17 protein-coding genes and 1 pseudogene are annotated in these 18,619 nt (G+C 37.3%); all 18 read left to right on the top strand.

Annotated features, from left to right (window positions below; genetic code table 11):
• Positions 1–100: 100 nt before the first annotated feature.
• The 18 genes and pseudogenes from NT145_07515 (at position 101) to NT145_07430 (ending at position 18,431) form a co-directional block, all read left to right on the top strand.
• Positions 101–1,524, top strand: a pseudogene (locus NT145_07515) (chorismate-binding protein).
• Positions 1,521–2,090, top strand: coding sequence for an aminodeoxychorismate/anthranilate synthase component II (locus NT145_07510; protein ID MCX5782529.1), 570 nt, complete (start codon positions 1,521–1,523; stop codon positions 2,088–2,090). Before NT145_07515 ends, NT145_07510 begins: the two are co-directional and overlap by 4 nt.
• Position 2,091: 1 nt before the next feature.
• A complete protein-coding gene (trpD, locus tag NT145_07505; protein MCX5782528.1) occupies positions 2,092–3,141 on the top strand; it encodes an anthranilate phosphoribosyltransferase in 1,050 nt (349 codons plus the stop codon).
• On the top strand, positions 3,134–3,919 hold the full coding sequence (trpC, locus tag NT145_07500) for an indole-3-glycerol phosphate synthase TrpC (GenBank protein MCX5782527.1): 786 nt from the start codon (positions 3,134–3,136) through the stop codon (positions 3,917–3,919). Before trpD ends, trpC begins: the two co-directional genes overlap by 8 nt.
• Before the next feature lies 1 nt (position 3,920).
• Positions 3,921–4,409 (top strand): phosphoribosylanthranilate isomerase, encoded by a 489-nt coding sequence (locus tag NT145_07495; GenBank protein ID MCX5782526.1) that lies wholly within the window; start codon positions 3,921–3,923, stop codon positions 4,407–4,409.
• Complete coding sequence (gene trpB / locus NT145_07490; protein ID MCX5782525.1) at positions 4,406–5,554, top strand: tryptophan synthase subunit beta; 1,149 nt, start codon at positions 4,406–4,408, stop codon at positions 5,552–5,554. Before NT145_07495 ends, trpB begins: the two co-directional genes overlap by 4 nt.
• Positions 5,555–5,622: 68 nt before the next feature.
• Positions 5,623–6,423 carry a tryptophan synthase subunit alpha gene (gene trpA / locus NT145_07485; GenBank protein ID MCX5782524.1) on the top strand — a complete coding sequence of 267 codons (801 nt, stop codon included), beginning with the start codon at positions 5,623–5,625 and terminating at the stop codon, positions 6,421–6,423.
• 113 nt (positions 6,424–6,536) lie between these two features.
• A complete protein-coding gene (gene accD, locus NT145_07480; GenBank protein MCX5782523.1) occupies positions 6,537–7,334 on the top strand; it encodes an acetyl-CoA carboxylase, carboxyltransferase subunit beta in 798 nt (265 codons plus the stop codon).
• Entirely contained in the window at positions 7,334–8,638 is a 1,305-nt protein-coding gene (locus NT145_07475; protein ID MCX5782522.1) for a bifunctional folylpolyglutamate synthase/dihydrofolate synthase, read from the top strand. Before accD ends, NT145_07475 begins: the two co-directional genes overlap by 1 nt.
• Positions 8,631–9,560: an ROK family protein gene (locus tag NT145_07470; GenBank protein ID MCX5782521.1), complete on the top strand. Its 930-nt coding sequence runs from the start codon at positions 8,631–8,633 to the stop codon at positions 9,558–9,560. The genes NT145_07475 and NT145_07470 overlap by 8 nt, the downstream gene beginning before the upstream one ends.
• Positions 9,561–9,861: 301 nt before the next feature.
• Positions 9,862–11,787, top strand: coding sequence for a hypothetical protein (locus NT145_07465; GenBank protein MCX5782520.1), 1,926 nt, complete (start codon positions 9,862–9,864; stop codon positions 11,785–11,787).
• 538 nt (positions 11,788–12,325) lie between these two features.
• A complete protein-coding gene (gene rfbB, locus NT145_07460) occupies positions 12,326–13,330 on the top strand; it encodes a dTDP-glucose 4,6-dehydratase (GenBank protein ID MCX5782519.1) in 1,005 nt (334 codons plus the stop codon).
• The gene (gene rfbD / locus NT145_07455; GenBank protein ID MCX5782518.1) at positions 13,254–14,216 is read left to right on the top strand and encodes a dTDP-4-dehydrorhamnose reductase; all 963 of its coding nucleotides are present in this window, start codon (positions 13,254–13,256) and stop codon (positions 14,214–14,216) included. Before rfbB ends, rfbD begins: the two co-directional genes overlap by 77 nt.
• Before the next feature lie 13 nt (positions 14,217–14,229).
• Entirely contained in the window at positions 14,230–15,522 is a 1,293-nt protein-coding gene (locus NT145_07450) for a UDP-glucose/GDP-mannose dehydrogenase family protein (protein ID MCX5782517.1), read from the top strand.
• A 119-nt stretch (positions 15,523–15,641) separates the two neighbouring features.
• A complete protein-coding gene (locus tag NT145_07445) occupies positions 15,642–16,574 on the top strand; it encodes an SDR family oxidoreductase (protein MCX5782516.1) in 933 nt (310 codons plus the stop codon).
• Between the two features lie 75 nt (positions 16,575–16,649).
• A complete protein-coding gene (rfbA, locus tag NT145_07440) occupies positions 16,650–17,525 on the top strand; it encodes a glucose-1-phosphate thymidylyltransferase RfbA (GenBank protein MCX5782515.1) in 876 nt (291 codons plus the stop codon).
• A 27-nt stretch (positions 17,526–17,552) separates the two neighbouring features.
• The gene (rfbC, locus tag NT145_07435) at positions 17,553–18,101 is read left to right on the top strand and encodes a dTDP-4-dehydrorhamnose 3,5-epimerase (protein MCX5782514.1); all 549 of its coding nucleotides are present in this window, start codon (positions 17,553–17,555) and stop codon (positions 18,099–18,101) included.
• Between the two features lie 75 nt (positions 18,102–18,176).
• Positions 18,177–18,431, top strand: coding sequence for a hypothetical protein (locus tag NT145_07430; GenBank protein MCX5782513.1), 255 nt, complete (start codon positions 18,177–18,179; stop codon positions 18,429–18,431).
• The last annotated feature ends 188 nt before the right edge of the window (positions 18,432–18,619 follow it).

Raw genomic sequence — 18,619 nt, 5'->3', positions numbered from 1 at the left:
ATACGGGTTACAGAAGCTGTTTTTATCGTAAAGTAGATCCTTCCGGAAAAAATAATATTGTAGGGAAAAAAATATTAGATCCGGCAAAAAAATATAAAAAATGATTAAAAATATTTATCCATTATTTGAAGAATTTAACGTTTTGTCCAAGCAGGGCAGTCTTATACCGGTATACAAGGAAATTCTAGCAGACCTTGAAACGCCTGTTTCAACCTATCTTAAACTTTGCGGCGAAAAAAAATATTCGTATCTTTTGGAAAGCGTTGAAGGCGGCGAAAGGTGGGGCAGATATTCTTTTATTGCGTGGGATCCTAAATTTATTTTTCAAAGCAAGGGAAAACAATTTTCTATTTTTAAACCGGGGAAAAAAATAGTATGGAATACAGCTGATGATCCTCTTTTACAATTAAAAGAGCTAATGTCCGAATATATCCCCGTTGACGTCAAAGGTCTGCCAAGGTTTTGGGGCGGCGCGGTAGGCTATGTTTCTTACGATATGGTAAGGTTTTTTGAAAATCTTCCTAACAAACCGAAAGATGTTTTGAATCTTCCTGACAGCGTTTTTCTTATTACAGATAAAATGGTGATTTTTGACCATCTTTCCCATACCCTAAAAATAGTAGTCTGCGTAAATTTTAAAGATAAAAAATCTATTTCAACACATTATAAAAAAGCTGAAGAAGAAATCAAAAAAATTGAAAATCAGCTGAAGAAACCTTTAAAAAGCAGAAACATAAAAAAGTTTATTTCCGGAAACGTTAATTCCAATATAGGGAAAAAAGAGTTCTGCAAGAAAATTGAAAAAACGAAACACTACATAAAAATCGGGGATATAATTCAGTCTGTTATATCACAGCGTTTTGCCCGAAAAACTAATGCCGACCCTTTTGATATTTACAGGGCTTTGAGGCTTATCAATCCGTCTCCTTATATGTATTTTTTAAAAAATGACGGTTTTGAAATAATCGGATCTTCTCCCGAAATTTTGGTCCGAAAAGAAGATTTAAAAGCCGAGACTCGTCCGATAGCAGGTACCAGGCCTCGCGGCAAAAGTGAAGAAGAAGAGTTAAAGCTGGCCATAGAACTTCAGAACGATCCTAAAGAATTAGCCAAACGCCTCATCTTATGGTAATTGAAAAATATTCCCATGTTATGCATAATGTTTCTTCCGTAGAAGGGTTTTTAAGACCAGGCACGGATTCGTTTGAACTTTTTAAAGCATGTTTTCCTGCAGGAACAGTTTCAGGTGCTCCTAAGGTGAGGGCCATGGAAATAATTGATGAGCTTGAACCGGAAGCAAGAGGCCCTTACGCCGGGGCTGTGGGATATTTTTCGTTTTCGGACAACATGGATATGGCTATAACAATCAGGACCATAGTTTTAAAAAATAAAACTGCGTATGCCCAGGCGGGAGCGGGTATTGTTGCAGACTCAATCCCTGAAAAAGAGTATCTGGAAACAAAAAATAAGGCTGCAGCCCTTTTTGCGGCTTGCGATTTAGCCGAACGCGGACTTGAAACATGATTTTGGTTATTGATAATTACGATTCGTTTGTTTATAACCTGGTACAATATCTTGGCGAATGGGAAAAAAATATCAGGGTATTCAGAAACGATAAAATTTCTGTAAAAGAAATTGCTGAATTAGATCCTGACTATTTGCTTATATCTCCCGGACCGGGGAATCCGAAGCAGGCAGGAATTTCAATTGAAACTATTAAAACGTTCGCAGGAAAAATTCCGATTCTGGGTGTTTGTCTCGGGCATCAATGCATAGGGGAAGCTTTCGGGGGAAAAATTGTCAGGGCAAAACAGCTTATGCACGGGAAAACGTCCTTGATATATCACGACGGAAAAACAATTTTTAAAGGGATATCAAATCCTTTTGAAGCTACGCGGTATCATTCCCTTTTAGTTGAGAAAAGGTCAGTTCCTGATACCTTAGAAATTTCCGCTTGGACTTCCCAGGGTGAAATTATGGGGCTTCGCCACAAAAAATTTCTTGCGGAAGGAGTTCAGTTTCATCCCGAATCCATTTTAACTATTGAAGGCAAGAAAATACTTTCAAATTTTCTAAGGTTGAAAAAGTAAAATGATTAAAGAATCTATTGCAAAAATCGTAAAGAATGAAAACTTAAGTGAAAGCGAAGCCGGAAAGGTAATGTCTGAAATTATGTCCGGCGAAGCGACAGATGCCCAGATAGCATCTTTTATTACCGCTCTTAGAATGAAAGGCGAAACGGTGGACGAAATTACCGGCTGCGCGCGCGTTATGCGGGAGTTTGCTACAAAAATCAGGATAAAAGCAAATGTTGATGTTGACGCTGAAGATATAAACGTTGATCAGGAAACGATTATTGACACTTGCGGTACCGGAGGCGATCAAACATTAACTTTCAATGTTTCTACGGCTTCGGCTTTGGTTATTGCAGGTGCAGGATTAAAAGTCGCAAAACACGGGAACAGATCGGTTTCAAGTTCTTGCGGCAGCGCGGACGTTTTGGAAGCTCTGGGTGTAAATCTGGACGTTACTTCACAAAAAGTTGAGGAATGCATTTCAAAAATCGGCATAGGTTTTCTTTTTGCTCCGGTGCTTCACGGAGCGATGAGACATGCAATTGGTCCAAGAAAACAAATCGGCATCAGAACAATTTTTAATATCTTGGGACCTTTAACAAATCCTGCCGGCGCAAACGCCCAGGTGCTCGGAGTTTACAGCCAGTCGTTGCTGACAATTATGGCTAAAGTGCTCAAAAATCTTGGGACAAAAAAAGCCTGGATAGTTCATTCCCAAGACGGGCTTGATGAAATATCTGTCTCTTCTTCCACAAAAATTACGGAACTGGACTCAGGCAAAATCAAAACTTTTACTATAAAACCTGAAGACTTTAAAATTAAAAGATCAAAAATATCTGATATAAGAGGCGGAAGCGCCAAAGATAATGCAAAAATAGTTTTGGATATTTTAAACGGTGTAAAAGGTCCTAAACGAGACATAGTTATTTTAAATGCTGGAGCGGGGCTTTTTATCGGTGGAATAGCTAACATTTTGAAGGAAGGCATCAAAATAGCTCAAGAATCAATTGATTCGGGCAAAGCAAAAGAAAAACTTAATATGCTTATTAAAATGACCAATGAATAGTATTTTGTTAGATATAGTTAAGGCAAAAAAAGATATTCTTGAAAAAAGGAAAAAAATATTTCCCGTCAGTAAACTTGAAAAAAAAGCATCAGGAGTCAATAAATCCATAAGCTTTAAGAAAGCGATTGAAAAAAAAGACAGGATCAACATTATTGCGGAAATAAAGAAAGCCACGCCCGTATACGGAGTTATCAAGGAAGATTTTGACCCGATAAAAATTGTTAAAGATTATGAGGCTGGCGGCGCTTGCGCGGTATCGGTGCTTACTGAAGAAAAATATTTCTTAGGAAATCTTGATAATTTAAGCGCTGTAAAGACAAATACCAGCCTGCCGGTATTAAGGAAAGATTTTATTTTTGACGAGTATCAGCTTTATGAGGCAAAGGCATATGGCGCGGACGCGGTACTTTTAATATCTGCGCTTTCGGATAATCAAAAACTTAAAAACATGATAGAACTGGCAAAAAAGATTAAGCTTGATGCGCTTGTTGAAATACACGATGAAGGAGAAATAGATAAAGTATTAAATTGTGGGGCAGAAATAATAGGAATTAATAGCCGTAATCTTAACGATTTTAAAGTTGACTTAAGTATAGTCGCTAAAATTTACCCTAAAATTCCTAAGGACAAAATTGTTGTTGCCGAAAGCGGAATCAGGACTCCCTCAGACATAAAAAAACTTTTGAGTTTCGGAATAAATACTTTTTTGATTGGAAATACTCTAATGACGAGCACAAACATTAAAGAAACCTTGGAGGATTTAAGGGGAATAAAATAAAATGGTTAAAGTTAAAATTTGCTGTGTAACCAATTTAGATGATGCGTTGCTGGTAACTAATATTGGCGCTGATTATATCGGCTTCAATTTTTATAAAGAGAGTCTAAGAAAAATCTCTGAAAAACTCTGCAAAGAAGTTGTTGCCAAGCTTCCGCCGTTTATAATACCGGTCGGGGTTTTTGTGGACGAAGATATAAATCTGATAGCCAAGACTGCCAAGAAATGCTCCCTTAAAATGATTCAGCTTCACGGCTCAGAAACGCCCGAATATTGCAAAGAAGCCAAGTCTTTAACTAATCTTGGTGTTATTAAGGCAGGAAAACCCTTTTTTCTTGCCGGCGGAATTACTCCGGACAACGTAAGTGAAGCTATTACAAAAGTGCAGCCTTTTGCGGTAGATGTTGCTACAGGAGTTGAAAGGCTGCCTCGGAGAAAAGATTACGATAAAGTAAATAAGCTAGTTAGAATTGCAAGAGGACTTAAAGCATGAAAAAATATTTCGGAAGTTTTGGGGGACAATTTGTGCCCGAAACTTTATTTGAGCCCATAAATATTCTTGAAAAAGAATTTATTAATGCATATAAGGATAAGAATTTTCAAAAGGAACTTAATTTTTATCTGCAAAACTATGCCGGGCGGCCGAGTTTACTCTATCATGCTAAACGATTGGGCGAAAAATATGGCGGGATAAAGATTTATCTGAAAAGAGAAGATTTATTACATACCGGCTCTCATAAAATTAACAATACATTGGGACAGCTGCTGCTTGCAAAACGGCTTGGCAAAAAAAGAGTTATAGCCGAAACAGGGGCTGGCCAGCACGGGGTTGCAACAGCTACTGCCGCGGCACTTTTTGGAATTAAGTGCGAAATTTATATGGGAGAAGAAGATATAAGACGCCAGTCCTTAAATGTTTTTAGAATGGAACTTTTAGGCGCAAAAGTGATATCTGTAAAATCCGGAACAAAAACATTAAAAGATGCGATCAACGAGGCTCTGCGGGACTGGGTTACCAATGTAAAAGATACATTTTACTGCATAGGATCTGTAATGGGGCCGCACCCGTATCCTTTTATGGTAAGGCAGTTTCAATCGGTAATTGGTAAAGAAACGAAAAGACAAATACTGAAAATAGAAAAACGTCTTCCCGACTACCTTTTAGCGTGCGTTGGCGGAGGAAGCAATTCAATCGGCCTTTTTCATCCCTTTTATAACGATAAATCCGTGAAATTTATCGGTCTTGAGGCACAAGGCGCGGCAAGCGCTTCAAAAGGAAGCATAGGAATACTACACGGTATGAAAACATATGTTTTGCAGGATGCTAACGGCCAGATCAGTCCGACCCATTCAGTTGCAGCAGGACTTGATTATCCGGGAATAGGGCCGGAGCATAGCTTTTATAAAGAAACTAAACGCGCGCAATATTTTCCAATAACAGACAAAGAAGCGTTGACAGCGTTTAAGATTTTATCTGAAACTGAAGGAATAATTCCTGCTTTAGAATCTGCTCACGCTTTAGCTTATATACCCAAACTTGCGCCAAAAATTAGCAAAAACGATATTATAGTTGTTTGCCTTTCAGGACGCGGAGATAAAGATGTAGACAGCATAAAAAATATAGGAAATAGCGTTTAGCGTATAGCGTATAGTTAAGACTCGGTAAATCTTTTCTATCCGCTATCCGCTATTTGCTATCCGCTAAAATGAATAGACTAGAAAAAAAGATCAGGGACCTTAAAAAACAAAAAAGAAAAGCATTAATTACTTTTATAACTGCGGGATTTCCTGATTTTAAAACTACTGAAACATTAATAAAAGTTCTTGAGTCAAACGGCGCTGATATTGTTGAGCTTGGCGTTCCTTTTTCTGATCCGATTGCAGACGGCCCTACGATACAGTTTGCTTCGGAGCACGGAGTAAAAAAAGGGGTCAGCTTACTAAGGATCTTTGATTTTGTAAAACGATTGCGCAAGAAAACCGATATACCGATTCTTTTGATGAGTTATAGCAATCCCATCTTTCATTTAGGTAATACACAGTCAGCAAAAAGAGCTAATAACGCCGGGGTAGACGGTTTTATTGTTCCTGATCTTATCCCTGAAGAATCCAAAGAGCTAAGCCTTGCATGCAGGAAAAACAATTTATCGCTGGTATTTTTGGCAGCGCCAAACACTCCTGATAAAAGGTTAAAAAGTATTGACAACCAAAGCAGAGGATTTGTTTATATAGTATCCCTTACGGGAGTTACAGGCAGTCGAAAAGAGTTGCCTCAATCCGCAAAAGAATTTCTTAAAAAAACAAATAAATATATTACCAGAAATTCTCGGTTTATAGGATTCGGAATCTCGTCTGCAAAGCAGGTTTTGAATATAAAAAATTATGCGGACGGCGTAATTGTCGGCTCGGCATTAATTGAAATAATAAGAAAAAACAAAAATATGAATAAACGGAATAAAATAATCGCATCATTTATAAAATCGCTTAGGAAAGCTTTAGACAGCTAAAAATCGTTAAGTGTCTGTCGGCATATAAGACCTGGCGAGGACTCGATAGGAGCAGGTTTGGTCCGCCCGCTCCTTAGGAGCGGGCCCCGATGTATCGGGGTGTGGAGGTAAAGATGGCAGTATCTTCAACTTCAAAAGGAAAAAAAGAAATTCCAAAAGGGGTATGGACAAAATGCACAAAGTGCGAACAGATTATATATCAAAAAGAGCTGGATGAAAATTTTAAAATATGCCCAAAATGCGGTGCATATTTAAGGCTTACCGCAAAGGAAAGAATTGATATGCTTATTGAAAAAAATTCTTTTCAAGAATTTGATCCTGATATGATTTCAGCCGATCCGCTGGAATTTCCGGGTTATGCTAAAAAAATTGCCTTATCTGATGTAGATTCCGTAATAACGGGAGAAGGAAAAATAGGGAAACAAGGCGTAATAATATGTGTAATGAATTTTGATTTTATGGGCGGAAGCATGGGCTCGGTTGTCGGAGAAAAAATTGCTAGGGCAACGGAAAAGGCGATAGAAAAACGTCTGCCATTAATAATCGTTTCTTCTTCGGGCGGGGCGAGAATGCAGGAAGGAATAATTTCGTTGATGCAGATGGGAAAAACCAGCGCCGCGCTGGCCCTTTTAGGGGAACATAAAATCCCTTATATTTCTGTTTTGGTTGACCCGACTACAGGCGGCGTCGCCGCGTCTTTTGCTATGCTTGGCGACGTAATTATCGCTGAACCAAAATCTTTAATTGGTTTTGCGGGGCCTAGAGTAATAGAACAAACCATACGCCAGAAACTGCCTGAAGGCTTTCAGCTTTCAGAATTTTTAATGCAGCACGGAATGGTGGACATTATTTCTGAACGCAAAAACCTGAAAGAAACACTTATAAAAGTATTAGATTTTATTTCTAATTAATGAACAGTATTTTTCTTGATCTTTGGCAGAAAAACGAATATTTAAAAATGAAGCCGGGACTTGAACGGATAAAAATATTTCTTCAAAGAATAGGCAGTCCCCAAAAAAGTTTAAATATTGTTCATGTTGCCGGGACAAACGGGAAAGGCTCGGTTTCTAAAATGATAGCGTCGGTTTTGTCCGCTTCGGGATACAAAACAGCTCTTTATACTTCGCCTCATCTAGTAAATATATATGAAAGGATAGAAATTGACGGAAACTCAATAGATGAGGATGATTTAAATAGGCTTGCAAAACGTTATTATAAACTTGCAAAAAAAGCGGGGCTGACTTTTTTTGAGTTTATTACAGCCGTAGCTATTGTTTACTTTAAAGAAAATAAAGTGGATATCGCCGTTCTTGAGACAGGGCTTGGAGGCCGTTTTGATGCTACAAATATTTTTGAAAAACCTTTAGTAAACGTAATTACAGAAATCGGTTATGAGCACACTGAAATTTTGGGAAACACAATCGAAAAAATTGCAAAAGAAAAAGCGGGAATAATTCAAGAGTGTTGTCCTGTGGTCTCAGGAGTCGAAAATTCTCAAGCAAAAAATATTATTAAAGGGGTTGCAAAAACAAAAAATGCTCCCTTAATTCAATTAAACAAAGATTTTAAATACAAAATAAATAAAATTGACTGGAAAAATAAAGTTCAAAAAGTATTTTATAAAAGCAAATATTTAAAGGAAAATGTGTCTTTATCGCTTTTGGGTGAGCATCAGGCAAAAAATTGTTCAATAGCTTTGGCGGCGCTTGAAGTTATTTCAAAAAATGGATTCAAAATTAATTTTAAAAAAGCAAGCAAAATCCTCAATAAAGTTCATTGGCCCGGCAGGTTTGATATACGTAAAATGAAATTTGAAGACAAAGTGAAAACCTTAATTCTTGACGGAGCGCATAATCCTTCGGCCATAAAAGCATTTGTCAAAACATTTATTTCTAGTCCGTGGGGAAATGAAAAAGTAGCGGTTCTTTTTAATGTGATGAAAGATAAGGACTATAAATCTATGGTGAAAATACTTTTGCCTATAGTGAAAAAAGTTATTCTTCTGCCGACAGGCCTAAAAAGAGAAATATCAATAAATAAGCTTTCGTCATTATGGAAAAAATATATTGGTAAAAGGAATGTTATTAATTTAGAATCTTTAAAAGATGTTTTGTGTAAATTGAAGGATGAAAATATATTTCTTGTTTGCGGTTCATTGTTTTTGGTTGGAAAATTAATGAAAGAAATTAAACTATTGGAGAAAGAAAATGTCTAAATACTATCTTGGTATTGATCTCGGGGGGACGGAAGTAAAAATCGGGATTGTTGATGAATTGGGCAAAACTATTGAAGAAGCAAGTATAGTCAAGACATCGGCTTTTAAACCGGAAGAGCTTGTTAAAAAAATTGTTGAAAAAACGAAATCCATGAAAAACTTTAGGTTTGTTTCGGGTACCGGGGTAGGAGTTGCCGGCGATATTGATCAGGAAAACGGTATAGTGCGGTTTTCTCCCAATTTGCCGAAATGGAAAAACGTGAACTTAAGGCAAATGCTTAAGAAACATTTGCTTGGGCCGATTGTTATTGATAACGATGCCAATGCCGCAGCGTTGGGGGCATACTTCCTTGATGCTAAGATGAAAGTAAAAAATCTTGTTTGTGTTACGCTGGGAACCGGCGTTGGGGGAGGAATCATACTTAACGGAAAAGTGTTCCGGGGAGCAACGGGTACTGCCGGGGAAATTGGGCATATGCACTATGACGCGGACGGCCATCAATGTAATTGCGGAAGTTTCGGATGCATAGAACGTTATCTTGGCGCGGCTTATTTAAGCTATGAAGGAAAAATCAGCGGCAGTAAAAAAATATTTGAACTTGCGCATGACAACGCTGAAAACATTACGCCGAAAATACTTGAGGAGGCTGCCAGAAGCGGAGATTCTGCGGCGGAACAGATTTGGCTGGATGCGGGAACAAAGCTGGGTGTTATTCTTGCAGATGTTATAAATCTTTTGAATCCTGAAATGATTGTTTTGACAGGCGGGGTAAGCAAAGCTAATGAACTGTTGTTGGATCCGATAAAAGAAATAATTAAGAAAAGAGCTTTCAAGACACCTGCGAGGGCTTGTAAGATAGTAATTTCAAAATATAACAGCATGCTCGGAGTTGTCGGTGCGGCTCTCTTTGCAAAAGAATAATTTCTTTGAAATATTTTCAAAAACCGCATATTAAATAATTAGCCTTTTAAATTTATCAATATAACCAAATTTATCCACGCACTATAAGACCACGGGTTTACCCGTGGATGTCATGCCTGAGGCAGATCCCTGCCCGCCGGTAGGCGCGGCGCCTTGGGCGGAAATGGTCTTTAGCGCGGGATTCCGCTCCACGTGCAAGTGAGGAGCGAATCCCATTATCTTTGAGATACCACGGGCTTGCCCGTAGAGCTTCATTTTTAACCTGCCGTTTTTTAGTTGTTAGCCGGATTATCAAAACATAATGAAAATTAAATATTTTATATTGCCGAGCATCTTTTTTTTATGTGTTTCTCTTTCATATTCAAAAGAAATTGACCTTAAATCTAATACACTTGAATACGATGACGCCAACGATTTTGTAATAGCAAAAGATTCTGTAACTGTGAAATGGAAAGAAAGTGTATTAAAAGCCGATACGGTTTATTTTAAACCGAAGAAAAAAATTCTTACCGCTGATAAAAATATCTCTTTGAAAGATAATAAAAGCATATTATACGGCGATTCAATTTTCTATGATTATAATAAGGAGGCCGGAGAAATCGGAAATGCATCAGGTTTTAATAGGCCTTGGTATTTTACTGCAAAAAAGTTGAAAAAAATAAGCGAAGACAAATTTGTGATGAAAAATGTCAAAATGACCAGCTGTGATTTTGATAAACCAGATTATACCGTAAGGGCAACGACTGCCAAGGTTAAGGTCGGAAAAAGAATTACAACTTATAACCCGGTTTTTTATTTCAGGAATATCCCGGTATTTTATCTGCCCATATATGTGCATGGGATGGGCCCGCATAAGGACAGTCTTGAAGTCCGGCCGGGTTACAATAATACTGACGGCCTGATGGCCACAGTTATTTACGGATATCCTTTGAGCCAGACAAGCTACGGAAAACTATACCTTGACTGGTACGGAAAAAGAGGATTAGGGGAAGGAGCTGAATATATATATGGGGATTCCAACACCAGTCTGAATCTCTATGGATTTCATATAAGCGAAGTAACTACTGACAGCGAGCGCTGGAATACCACGGCTTCATACCGTCAAATGTTAAGCCCTATGTGGACAGCGCAAGCCCAGGCGGACTATTTCAGTGATTCAAGGGTAGTCAATAATTATTTTCAAAATACTTTGTCCGGCTCAAACCAGAAACTTCATTCATTTCTTTCATTAACCAGGGCGAGTTCAAAAAGCAGTCTTAGGATAGTAACTGAAAGGTACGATATTTATCAGCCGTTACTCGGGGCTTACGATCCTTATCAAATTACCGTACCAAGGCTTGAGTATATACTTTATCCTCAAAAAGGAAAAAGGTTTTACACAAGTGTTACCACTAATCTCCAATATCAGTATCTTTCTACAAACGATTACTATTTGGCAAGCGGGGATATGGACGGCAATATTTCAAAGGATTATCGTTTTGGACGCAAACTGACTTTAAGGCCGAAATTTGGCATAAAAGAAAGCTGGCAGGACAGAAGTTCAAAATATGATTTTACGGATATTCTCGTGACTCGCTATTATACGGACGTAAATTTAAGATACCGGCTAAAAAACTGGATTGACTGGGATTTTACTCACAACTATAGAATTCGTTCAAAAATAAATCAGCTATTTCCTGATTTTGACGCTTATGATTTCGGCAGAGAAGCTAATCAAATTTCATTTGCAAATTCAATGTATCTCGGAAGGATATCCATTAGAAACACCATAGGATATAATTTTCTAATCAATAGAAACGAAATTGTTGAAGACTGGCGTGAAAAATTTACTAATTTGGTTAATGAATTTACATGGGCACCGCCGAAAAATTTTTATTTTTATGCAAGAGAAGAAAACATCGTTTATCCTATATGCAGTGTCCGATCGGCTCAAGGTTATTTTAATTGGGGAAAAATAGAAGACAAGTATTTAAATTTCGGAGTTTTCTATCAGGCTTATTATCCTGAAAATCTCGATTTTTCCACCGGGTTCGGTTTTTGGCCGACAAGGAAGTGGCGTCTAGATTATTCCGTAAGAACTACAAGCTTAAATAGATTCAGCTCTTTTAGAATTAATGATACCGAGATAAAGTTTTCAAGAAACATACATTGCTGGGAATTCAAAGTTAGCTATAGAAGACGTCTAACAGATGAGCAAATATATTTCAATATAGGATTTAACAGCTAGATTTTGTTTTTTTGAAGATATATAACAGAACATGAGAAAGTCGCGGGGCTTTCCCCTCCTTTGCTGAAGCTTCGGAAGGGCAGGCCGCCCCTGCACCCCTGAATTACTTTTCTTTACTTGCCTAAAGAAAAGTAATCAAAAGAAATGCACCCTGTGAGCTCCGCCGCGGCGGACTTCCGCATTCTTTATTTCAGGCGGTTTTTCAATGGTTCGGCAGGCTCACCATCCTGAGCTTGTCGAAGGACTCGCCCCTTCGGCTTCGTCCAGGAAGGGGCTCAGACACGAAAAACCGAAAACTTTCTAAAAAATGCTCGACTCATAAGCGGCTCAATGGGGAAAAACTGTAACTACGATTCTTGGATTCTATAATTTTGAGTTGAAATAATAATTAAAAATATTAGTTCCATTTGATTTAATTGATATTTCAGTAAGTTTTTTATAGAATTTTATCCACCTTCGCACCGCGCCTGCCGGCGGGCAGGGAAAACTATGGACGTAAGTCCATAGAGCTTCATTGAAAATATTTTTGGGAGTTTGAATGAAAATATTAGTTACCGGGGGGGCAGGGTTTATAGGATCCAATTTTATAAGGCACATATTAAAAAAATATCCGAAATACTGGATATATAATCTGGACAAGTTAACATATGCCGGTAATTTGGATAACTTGAAAGATATTGAAAAAAATTCAAGATATAAATTTGTTAAAGGGGGTATCTGTGATCAGAAAGTAGTTAATAAGATTGTTCCCGGCGTAGAAGCTATTATAAATTTTGCGGCAGAAACACATGTTGACCGGTCCATAATGTTTCCTGATTCCTTTATAAAAACCGATGTTTTAGGGACATTTACTCTTCTTGAATCAGCAAAAAAATATAAAACAAAGCTTTACATCCAAATTTCTACTGACGAAGTTTATGGCAGCATAAATAAAGGATCTTTTAACGAGGATAGCCCTTTAAAACCAAACAGTCCTTATTCCGCTTCAAAAGCCGGGGCCGATATGCTTGTTCGTTCTTATTTTATTACATACAAAATACCGGCAATTGTTACAAGATCTTCCAATAATTTCGGCCCTTATCAATACCCGGAAAAAGTTATCCCGCTGTTTATTTCAAACGCGATTGATAATAAATTTCTTCCTCTTTATGGTGACGGAAAAAATGTCCGCGATTGGATTTATGTTTTGGATAACTGCAAAGCCATAGATGCCGTACTGCACAGAGGAAAAGTGGGCCAAATATATAATATTGGCGGCGGGAATGAAATTACTAACTTAGAGCTTACAAAACTTGTCCTAAAAATGCTTAATAAAAGTGAAAAACTGATCAAGAAAGTTAAAGATCGGCCCGGCCATGACCGCCGTTATTCATTGGATTGTTCAAAGATCAAAAGAGAACTTAAATTTGATCCAAAGTCAGATTTTAAAGCAGATTTAAAAGAAACTATAGAATGGTATCAGAGTAATGAATGGTGGTGGAGAAAACTTAAAAACAAGGATTTCCATCGCTATTACAAAAATCAGTATAAAATTAAAAATTAAAAAAATAAATATGAAAATACTCATTACAGGCATTAGCGGGCTTTTAGGTTCGGAACTTGCAAAAGTCCTAAAAGATAAACATGAAATTTGCGGTATTGCAAGAAATTTCAACTCACCGGAATTCAAAACATATAATATTGATATTACAGATTCCAAGCTCACCTATGACACGATTTCAAAAATTAATCCTGATGCAGTGATTCATGCGGCTACTTATTCAAATGTTGATGAATGTGAAAAAAATCCGGAACTTGCATTTAAAATTAACTCGCTAGGAACAAGAAATGTGTGTCTCGCATGCCAAAGATTTGACACGGTTTTGGTATATATTTCTACCGATTATGTTTTTTCCGGAAAAGATTTTCCTAAAGAAGGATATACAGAGCTGGATATTCCTAATCCCGTAAATATTTACGCAAAGTCAAAACTGGCCGGCGAATGGTTTGTAAAAAATCTTTTGAACAAATTTTTTATAATCCGCACTTCATGGCTTTTCGGTTCAAAAAGAAATAATTTTGTATCTGCAATTTTTGATGATTTGAAAAACAATAAAAACGTCAAGCAAGCAGGCGATATGAGAAGTTCTCCTACAAACGTATTTGATCTTTCCTTGGCGATTTCAAAACTTTTGGAAACTAATTTATACGGAATATACCATTTAACTAACTCAGGATTTGCTTCCAGATACGAAGTTGCAGTTTATATAGCTAAAATATTGGGCTGTTCAAAAAATAAGATCGAGAAAGTTTCGCTTAAATCGTTTAATTTCGCTGCTCCAAGGCCATACTTTTCAGGACTTAAGAATTATATCTGGAAACTTAATGATTTTAAACCTCTTAAACCTTGGCAGGAATCGGTCGCCGATTTTTTATCAGCCAAAATCTGAATAGGAGTATTGAATGAGAAACATTTGTGTTATCGGTACAGGCTATGTAGGGCTTGTGACAGGAGCGTGCCTGGCTGAATTGGGGCATAAGGTTATCTGTGTTGATAACGATAAAGCAAAGATAAATAAATTATTGAAAAATATTATGCCCATATATGAGCCGGGGCTGGGGGAACTGGTAAAAAAGAATGTAAAGCAGAAAAGGCTGGCCTTTACCTCTTTATTAAGAAATGCGGTTGAGAAGTCGGAGATAATATTTATTGCCGTTGGAACTCCTCCTCGTCCTGACGGTTCCGCGGATCTTTCATTCGTTGAAATTGTTGCAAAAGAGATAGCTTTGCATATGAAAAGCTATAAGCTCATCGTTGACAAGTCAACCGTTCCGGTTGAAACAGGGGAATGGGTTCAGCATACAATCAAAAGAAATTTGAAAAAGAATATTTCCTTTGATGTTGCATCTAACCCGGAATTTTTGAGAGAAGGCACAGCTATTCATGATACATTTAATCCCGACAGGATTGTTATAGGGGTAAACTCAAAAAGAGCGGAAAATCTGTTGCGGGAAGTATTCGCATCCATTAAAGCTCCTTTAATTGTTACAGATATAAAAAGCGCCGAGATAATAAAGCATGCATCAAATTCATTCCTTGCCTTAAAAATCTCATATATTAATGCTGTAGCGAACTTGTGCGAAAAAACCGGGGCAGATATAGAAAAAGTTGCCGTTGGCATGGGGTTGGATAAAAGGATAGGACAATCTTTTTTAAAAGCGGGCATCGGCTTCGGCGGGTTTTGTTTTCCCAAGGATCTAGAAGCTTTTATCTGGATTTCAAAGAAATTAGGATATGATTTCAATTTGCTTAGAGAAATAATTAAAATAAACGAAGGACAAAGGAAATTGCTTCTAAAAAAGATTGAAGAAACATTATGGATTCTTAAAGGTAAAACTATAGGTATTCTGGGATTAGCATTTAAACCCAATACGGATGACATGCGTTTTGCTCCGTCCATTTATATAATTCAAAAGCTTCAGGAACAGGAAGCAAAAATAAAAGCTTATGATCCGCAATCAATGGAAAAGTCAAAGAATTTCCTAAAAGATGTAAAATATGAAAAAAGTCCGTACGAAGTTTCTAAAGGAGCGGATTGCCTGGTTATACTTACTGAATGGGATGAATTTAGAAATCTCGATCTCATGAGAATAAAAAAATTGCTGAAACATCCAATAATTATTGACGGAAGAAATATTTTTAATCCAAAGAAAATGGAAGAATTGGGATTTACATATAAAAGCATAGGAAGATAAAACAAGTGGTAAGTGTTAAGCGGTAAGGGGTAAGTTCATGCTTAATGCAATTTTTTGTCTAATTTAAACCTTAATTCTTATCCCTTACCCCTTATCACTGTATTTAGAAAGGAGTGTTCATGCGAATAGTTATTACCGGAGGAGCAGGCTTTTTAGGGTCGCATCTTTGCGATTTTTTAATTGCAAAAGGGCATTCTGTTGTAATTCTTGATAATCTTATTACCGGCGATATAAAAAATATTGAACATTTATTAGGTAGCAAAAAAGTTAAATTTGTCAGGCACAATGTCACTAATTTCATAAATGTTTCCGGAAAAGTTGATGCAGTCCTGCATTTCGCTTCCCCGGCCAGCCCGATTGATTATTTAAGACATCCAATTCCGACCTTAAAAGTAGGATCGCTGGGGACGCATAACGCGCTAGGTTTGGCAAAAGACAAGAAAGCTATTTTTATGCTTGCTTCCACAAGCGAGATATACGGAGATCCTTTGATCAATCCTCAAAACGAATCGTATTGGGGAAATGTAAATCCTGTAGGTCCGCGCGGTGTCTACGATGAAGCGAAAAGGTTTGCCGAGGCCATGACTATGGCTTATCACCGTTACCACAAAATGCCTGTACGCATCGCGCGGATTTTTAATACCTATGGCCCGAGGATGCGCCGTCACGATGGAAGGGCTGTGCCTGAATTTATTGCTCAAGCTTTAAATAACAAACTTGTAACAGTTTTCGGCAATGGGAAACAAACAAGATCATTCTGCTATGTTTCCGATCTCATAAACGGAATATACAAACTATTAATGTCAGAATATAATGAACCTGTTAATATCGGAAACCCTCATGAAATAACATTGAATGAACTGGCAAAGATAATAATAAAAATGACTAGCAGCAGGTCGAAAATTGCATTTAAACCTCTTCCGATAGATGATCCTAAAGTCCGGAGGCCGGATATTTCAAAAGCTAAAAAACTTCTTAATTGGAGTCCGAAAGTCAGGCTTGAAGAAGGGCTAAAAAAGACTATAGAATATTTTAAAACCAGACAAAGGTAAAGACGGATAGAAAATAAAGCTGATAATATATTTCTAATATTTCAAAACTAAACCTGTCTTTAAATGGAGCCGCTAATGAATCTGACAAAAGGAATAATACTTGCAGGGGGAAAGGCCACTCGGCTTTATCCGGTAACAAAGGCCGTATCAAAACAACTTTTACCGATTTATAACAAGCCGATGATATACTACCCTCTTTCTATTCTGATGCTTGCGGGAATAAAAGATATTTTGATAATTTCAACTTCTGAAAGTATCCCGCAATTTAATAATCTGCTGGGCGACGGGAAGAATTACGGATTGTCTATATCGTATGCTGTTCAGGAAGAACCAAATGGTATAGCCGAAGCTTTTATTATAGGTGAAAAGTTCATTGGAAACAATAATGTGAGCCTAATTTTGGGAGATAACATATTTTTTGGGGGAGGGCTGTCAAAATATTTAAAATATGCGATTGCTCAGAAAGAGGGGGCTACAATATTCGGATTTTACGTTAATGACCCTCAAAGATACGGAATTATTTCTTTAGATAAAAACAATAAGCCCGTTTCAATAGAAGAAAAACCCAAAACCCCCAAGTCTAATTGGGCAGTAACAGGGCTTTATTTTTACGACAATAAAGTTGTTGAAATTGCAAAAAAAATAAAGCCTTCAAATAGAGGAGAGCTGGAAATAACCGACATAAACATAGAATATTTAAAACACAAAAAATTAAATGTGGTTTTGCTGGGCAGAGGAAATGCCTGGCTTGATACAGGGACATATGATTCGCTTATTGACGCTTCGATGTTTATAAAAACCATTGAAGAACGCCAGGGGCTTAAAGTTGGTTCAATTGAAGAGATTTCTTTCCGTATGGGATATATTACTAAGGAACAGCTGAAAAAACTAGGGAAAAATATTAATACCAGCTATGGGGATTACCTTTGCAGAATAGCTGATGAGAAATGATGCGGTTCTTAGTTCTCAGGACAAATTATGAGCTTTAAATTTCAAAAATTAGAAATACCCGATTTAATACTTATTGAGCCTCAAATTTTACGCGATGAGCGAGGTTTTTTTACAGAAATTATGAAAACTAACGAATTTGAAAAAGCGGGAATAAAAACAACTTTCGCTCAGTTAAATCATTCAAAATCTTCTAAAGGCGTTTTAAGAGGGGTTCATTTTCAAAAAAAACCTATGGCACAAGGAAAACTTGTCCGCGTTTTGGAAGGTGAAATTTTTGATGTTGCTGTAGATATAAGAAGAAAGTCGCAATATTACGGAAAATATGTTAGTATAAATCTTAATGAAAAAGACATGAAACTAATATATATCCCTGAAGGTTTTGCTCACGGTTTTTGTGTTTTGTCTGATACTGCCCAAATAGAATATTTTTGCACCAATATTTATTCCCCGAAGGATGAAGGCGGAATTATTTATAACGATCCCGATTTAAATATTAACTGGCCGATTAAAAATCCTTTAATATCGTCAAAAGATTCAAAATATGGGCTATTCAAAGATCTGGACAGCGGTTTCTAAATGAGTTGACTAGTTAACTGAGTAATTCCTGTTTGGTAATTGGTCGTTTAAAGATTTCAAAGGAGGTGATGGTATATGACATTTGGCAGGATGTTAGGTATGTACATGCTTGTTCCGGCTACGGTTCTGTTAACCATCAGCTATTTTGTAATGGCGGTAAACGGCAAGCTGGACAAAAAGGGGCTAAAAACGTTCGGCACTATTATTGTGATTCTATTGTTTTTGTCTGCTCTGCTTGCAATTGTTTTTGGAACGATGATTTTAGCTTTAGGGAAACCTCCGATTGTTCATTCAATTAAAGCGGTTATTGAAAGCGTTGCATCCAAATAGGCAACATTTTTCATGGAGGCCCGATCCCGTGGATTATTCCGCAGGGTTTGGCCTCCATAATTTTTGTAATTAAACCCAAATTTTGCAACAGATTGCAAAATTTGTCCTGAAGGGGCAGCCCGTCACCGACGAGCTGGGTTAACCCCGCACCATTTATAACTTGTTCAATTAAATGTTTGCAGGGGTTT

Source organism: Elusimicrobiota bacterium (assembly GCA_026388075.1).
Lineage (GTDB): Bacteria > Elusimicrobiota > Endomicrobiia > Endomicrobiales > JAPLKN01 > JAPLKN01.
The sequence above is the reverse complement of the archived record's forward strand: the minus strand, read 5'-3'. Positions and strand labels throughout refer to the sequence as shown.

What these genes read in the sequence shown, in the direction of transcription:
- NT145_07430 (MCX5782513.1), top strand. Translation starts at nt 18,177, where the DNA reads ATGACATTTGGCAGGATGTTAGGTATGTACATGCTTGTTCCGGCTACG.
- rfbC (MCX5782514.1), top strand. Translation starts at nt 17,553, where the DNA reads ATGAGCTTTAAATTTCAAAAATTAGAAATACCCGATTTAATACTTATT.
- rfbB (MCX5782519.1), top strand. Translation starts at nt 12,326, where the DNA reads ATGAAAATATTAGTTACCGGGGGGGCAGGGTTTATAGGATCCAATTTT.
- rfbA (MCX5782515.1), top strand. Translation starts at nt 16,650, where the DNA reads ATGAATCTGACAAAAGGAATAATACTTGCAGGGGGAAAGGCCACTCGG.
- rfbD (MCX5782518.1), top strand. Translation starts at nt 13,254, where the DNA reads ATGAATGGTGGTGGAGAAAACTTAAAAACAAGGATTTCCATCGCTATT.
- trpC (MCX5782527.1), top strand. Translation starts at nt 3,134, where the DNA reads ATGAATAGTATTTTGTTAGATATAGTTAAGGCAAAAAAAGATATTCTT.
- trpA (MCX5782524.1), top strand. Translation starts at nt 5,623, where the DNA reads ATGAATAGACTAGAAAAAAAGATCAGGGACCTTAAAAAACAAAAAAGA.
- NT145_07465 (MCX5782520.1), top strand. Translation starts at nt 9,862, where the DNA reads ATGAAAATTAAATATTTTATATTGCCGAGCATCTTTTTTTTATGTGTT.
- NT145_07470 (MCX5782521.1), top strand. Translation starts at nt 8,631, where the DNA reads ATGTCTAAATACTATCTTGGTATTGATCTCGGGGGGACGGAAGTAAAA.
- NT145_07475 (MCX5782522.1), top strand. Translation starts at nt 7,334, where the DNA reads ATGAACAGTATTTTTCTTGATCTTTGGCAGAAAAACGAATATTTAAAA.
- NT145_07450 (MCX5782517.1), top strand. Translation starts at nt 14,230, where the DNA reads ATGAGAAACATTTGTGTTATCGGTACAGGCTATGTAGGGCTTGTGACA.
- trpB (MCX5782525.1), top strand. Translation starts at nt 4,406, where the DNA reads ATGAAAAAATATTTCGGAAGTTTTGGGGGACAATTTGTGCCCGAAACT.
- trpD (MCX5782528.1), top strand. Translation starts at nt 2,092, where the DNA reads ATGATTAAAGAATCTATTGCAAAAATCGTAAAGAATGAAAACTTAAGT.
- NT145_07495 (MCX5782526.1), top strand. Translation starts at nt 3,921, where the DNA reads ATGGTTAAAGTTAAAATTTGCTGTGTAACCAATTTAGATGATGCGTTG.
- NT145_07445 (MCX5782516.1), top strand. Translation starts at nt 15,642, where the DNA reads ATGCGAATAGTTATTACCGGAGGAGCAGGCTTTTTAGGGTCGCATCTT.
- accD (MCX5782523.1), top strand. Translation starts at nt 6,537, where the DNA reads ATGGCAGTATCTTCAACTTCAAAAGGAAAAAAAGAAATTCCAAAAGGG.
- NT145_07510 (MCX5782529.1), top strand. Translation starts at nt 1,521, where the DNA reads ATGATTTTGGTTATTGATAATTACGATTCGTTTGTTTATAACCTGGTA.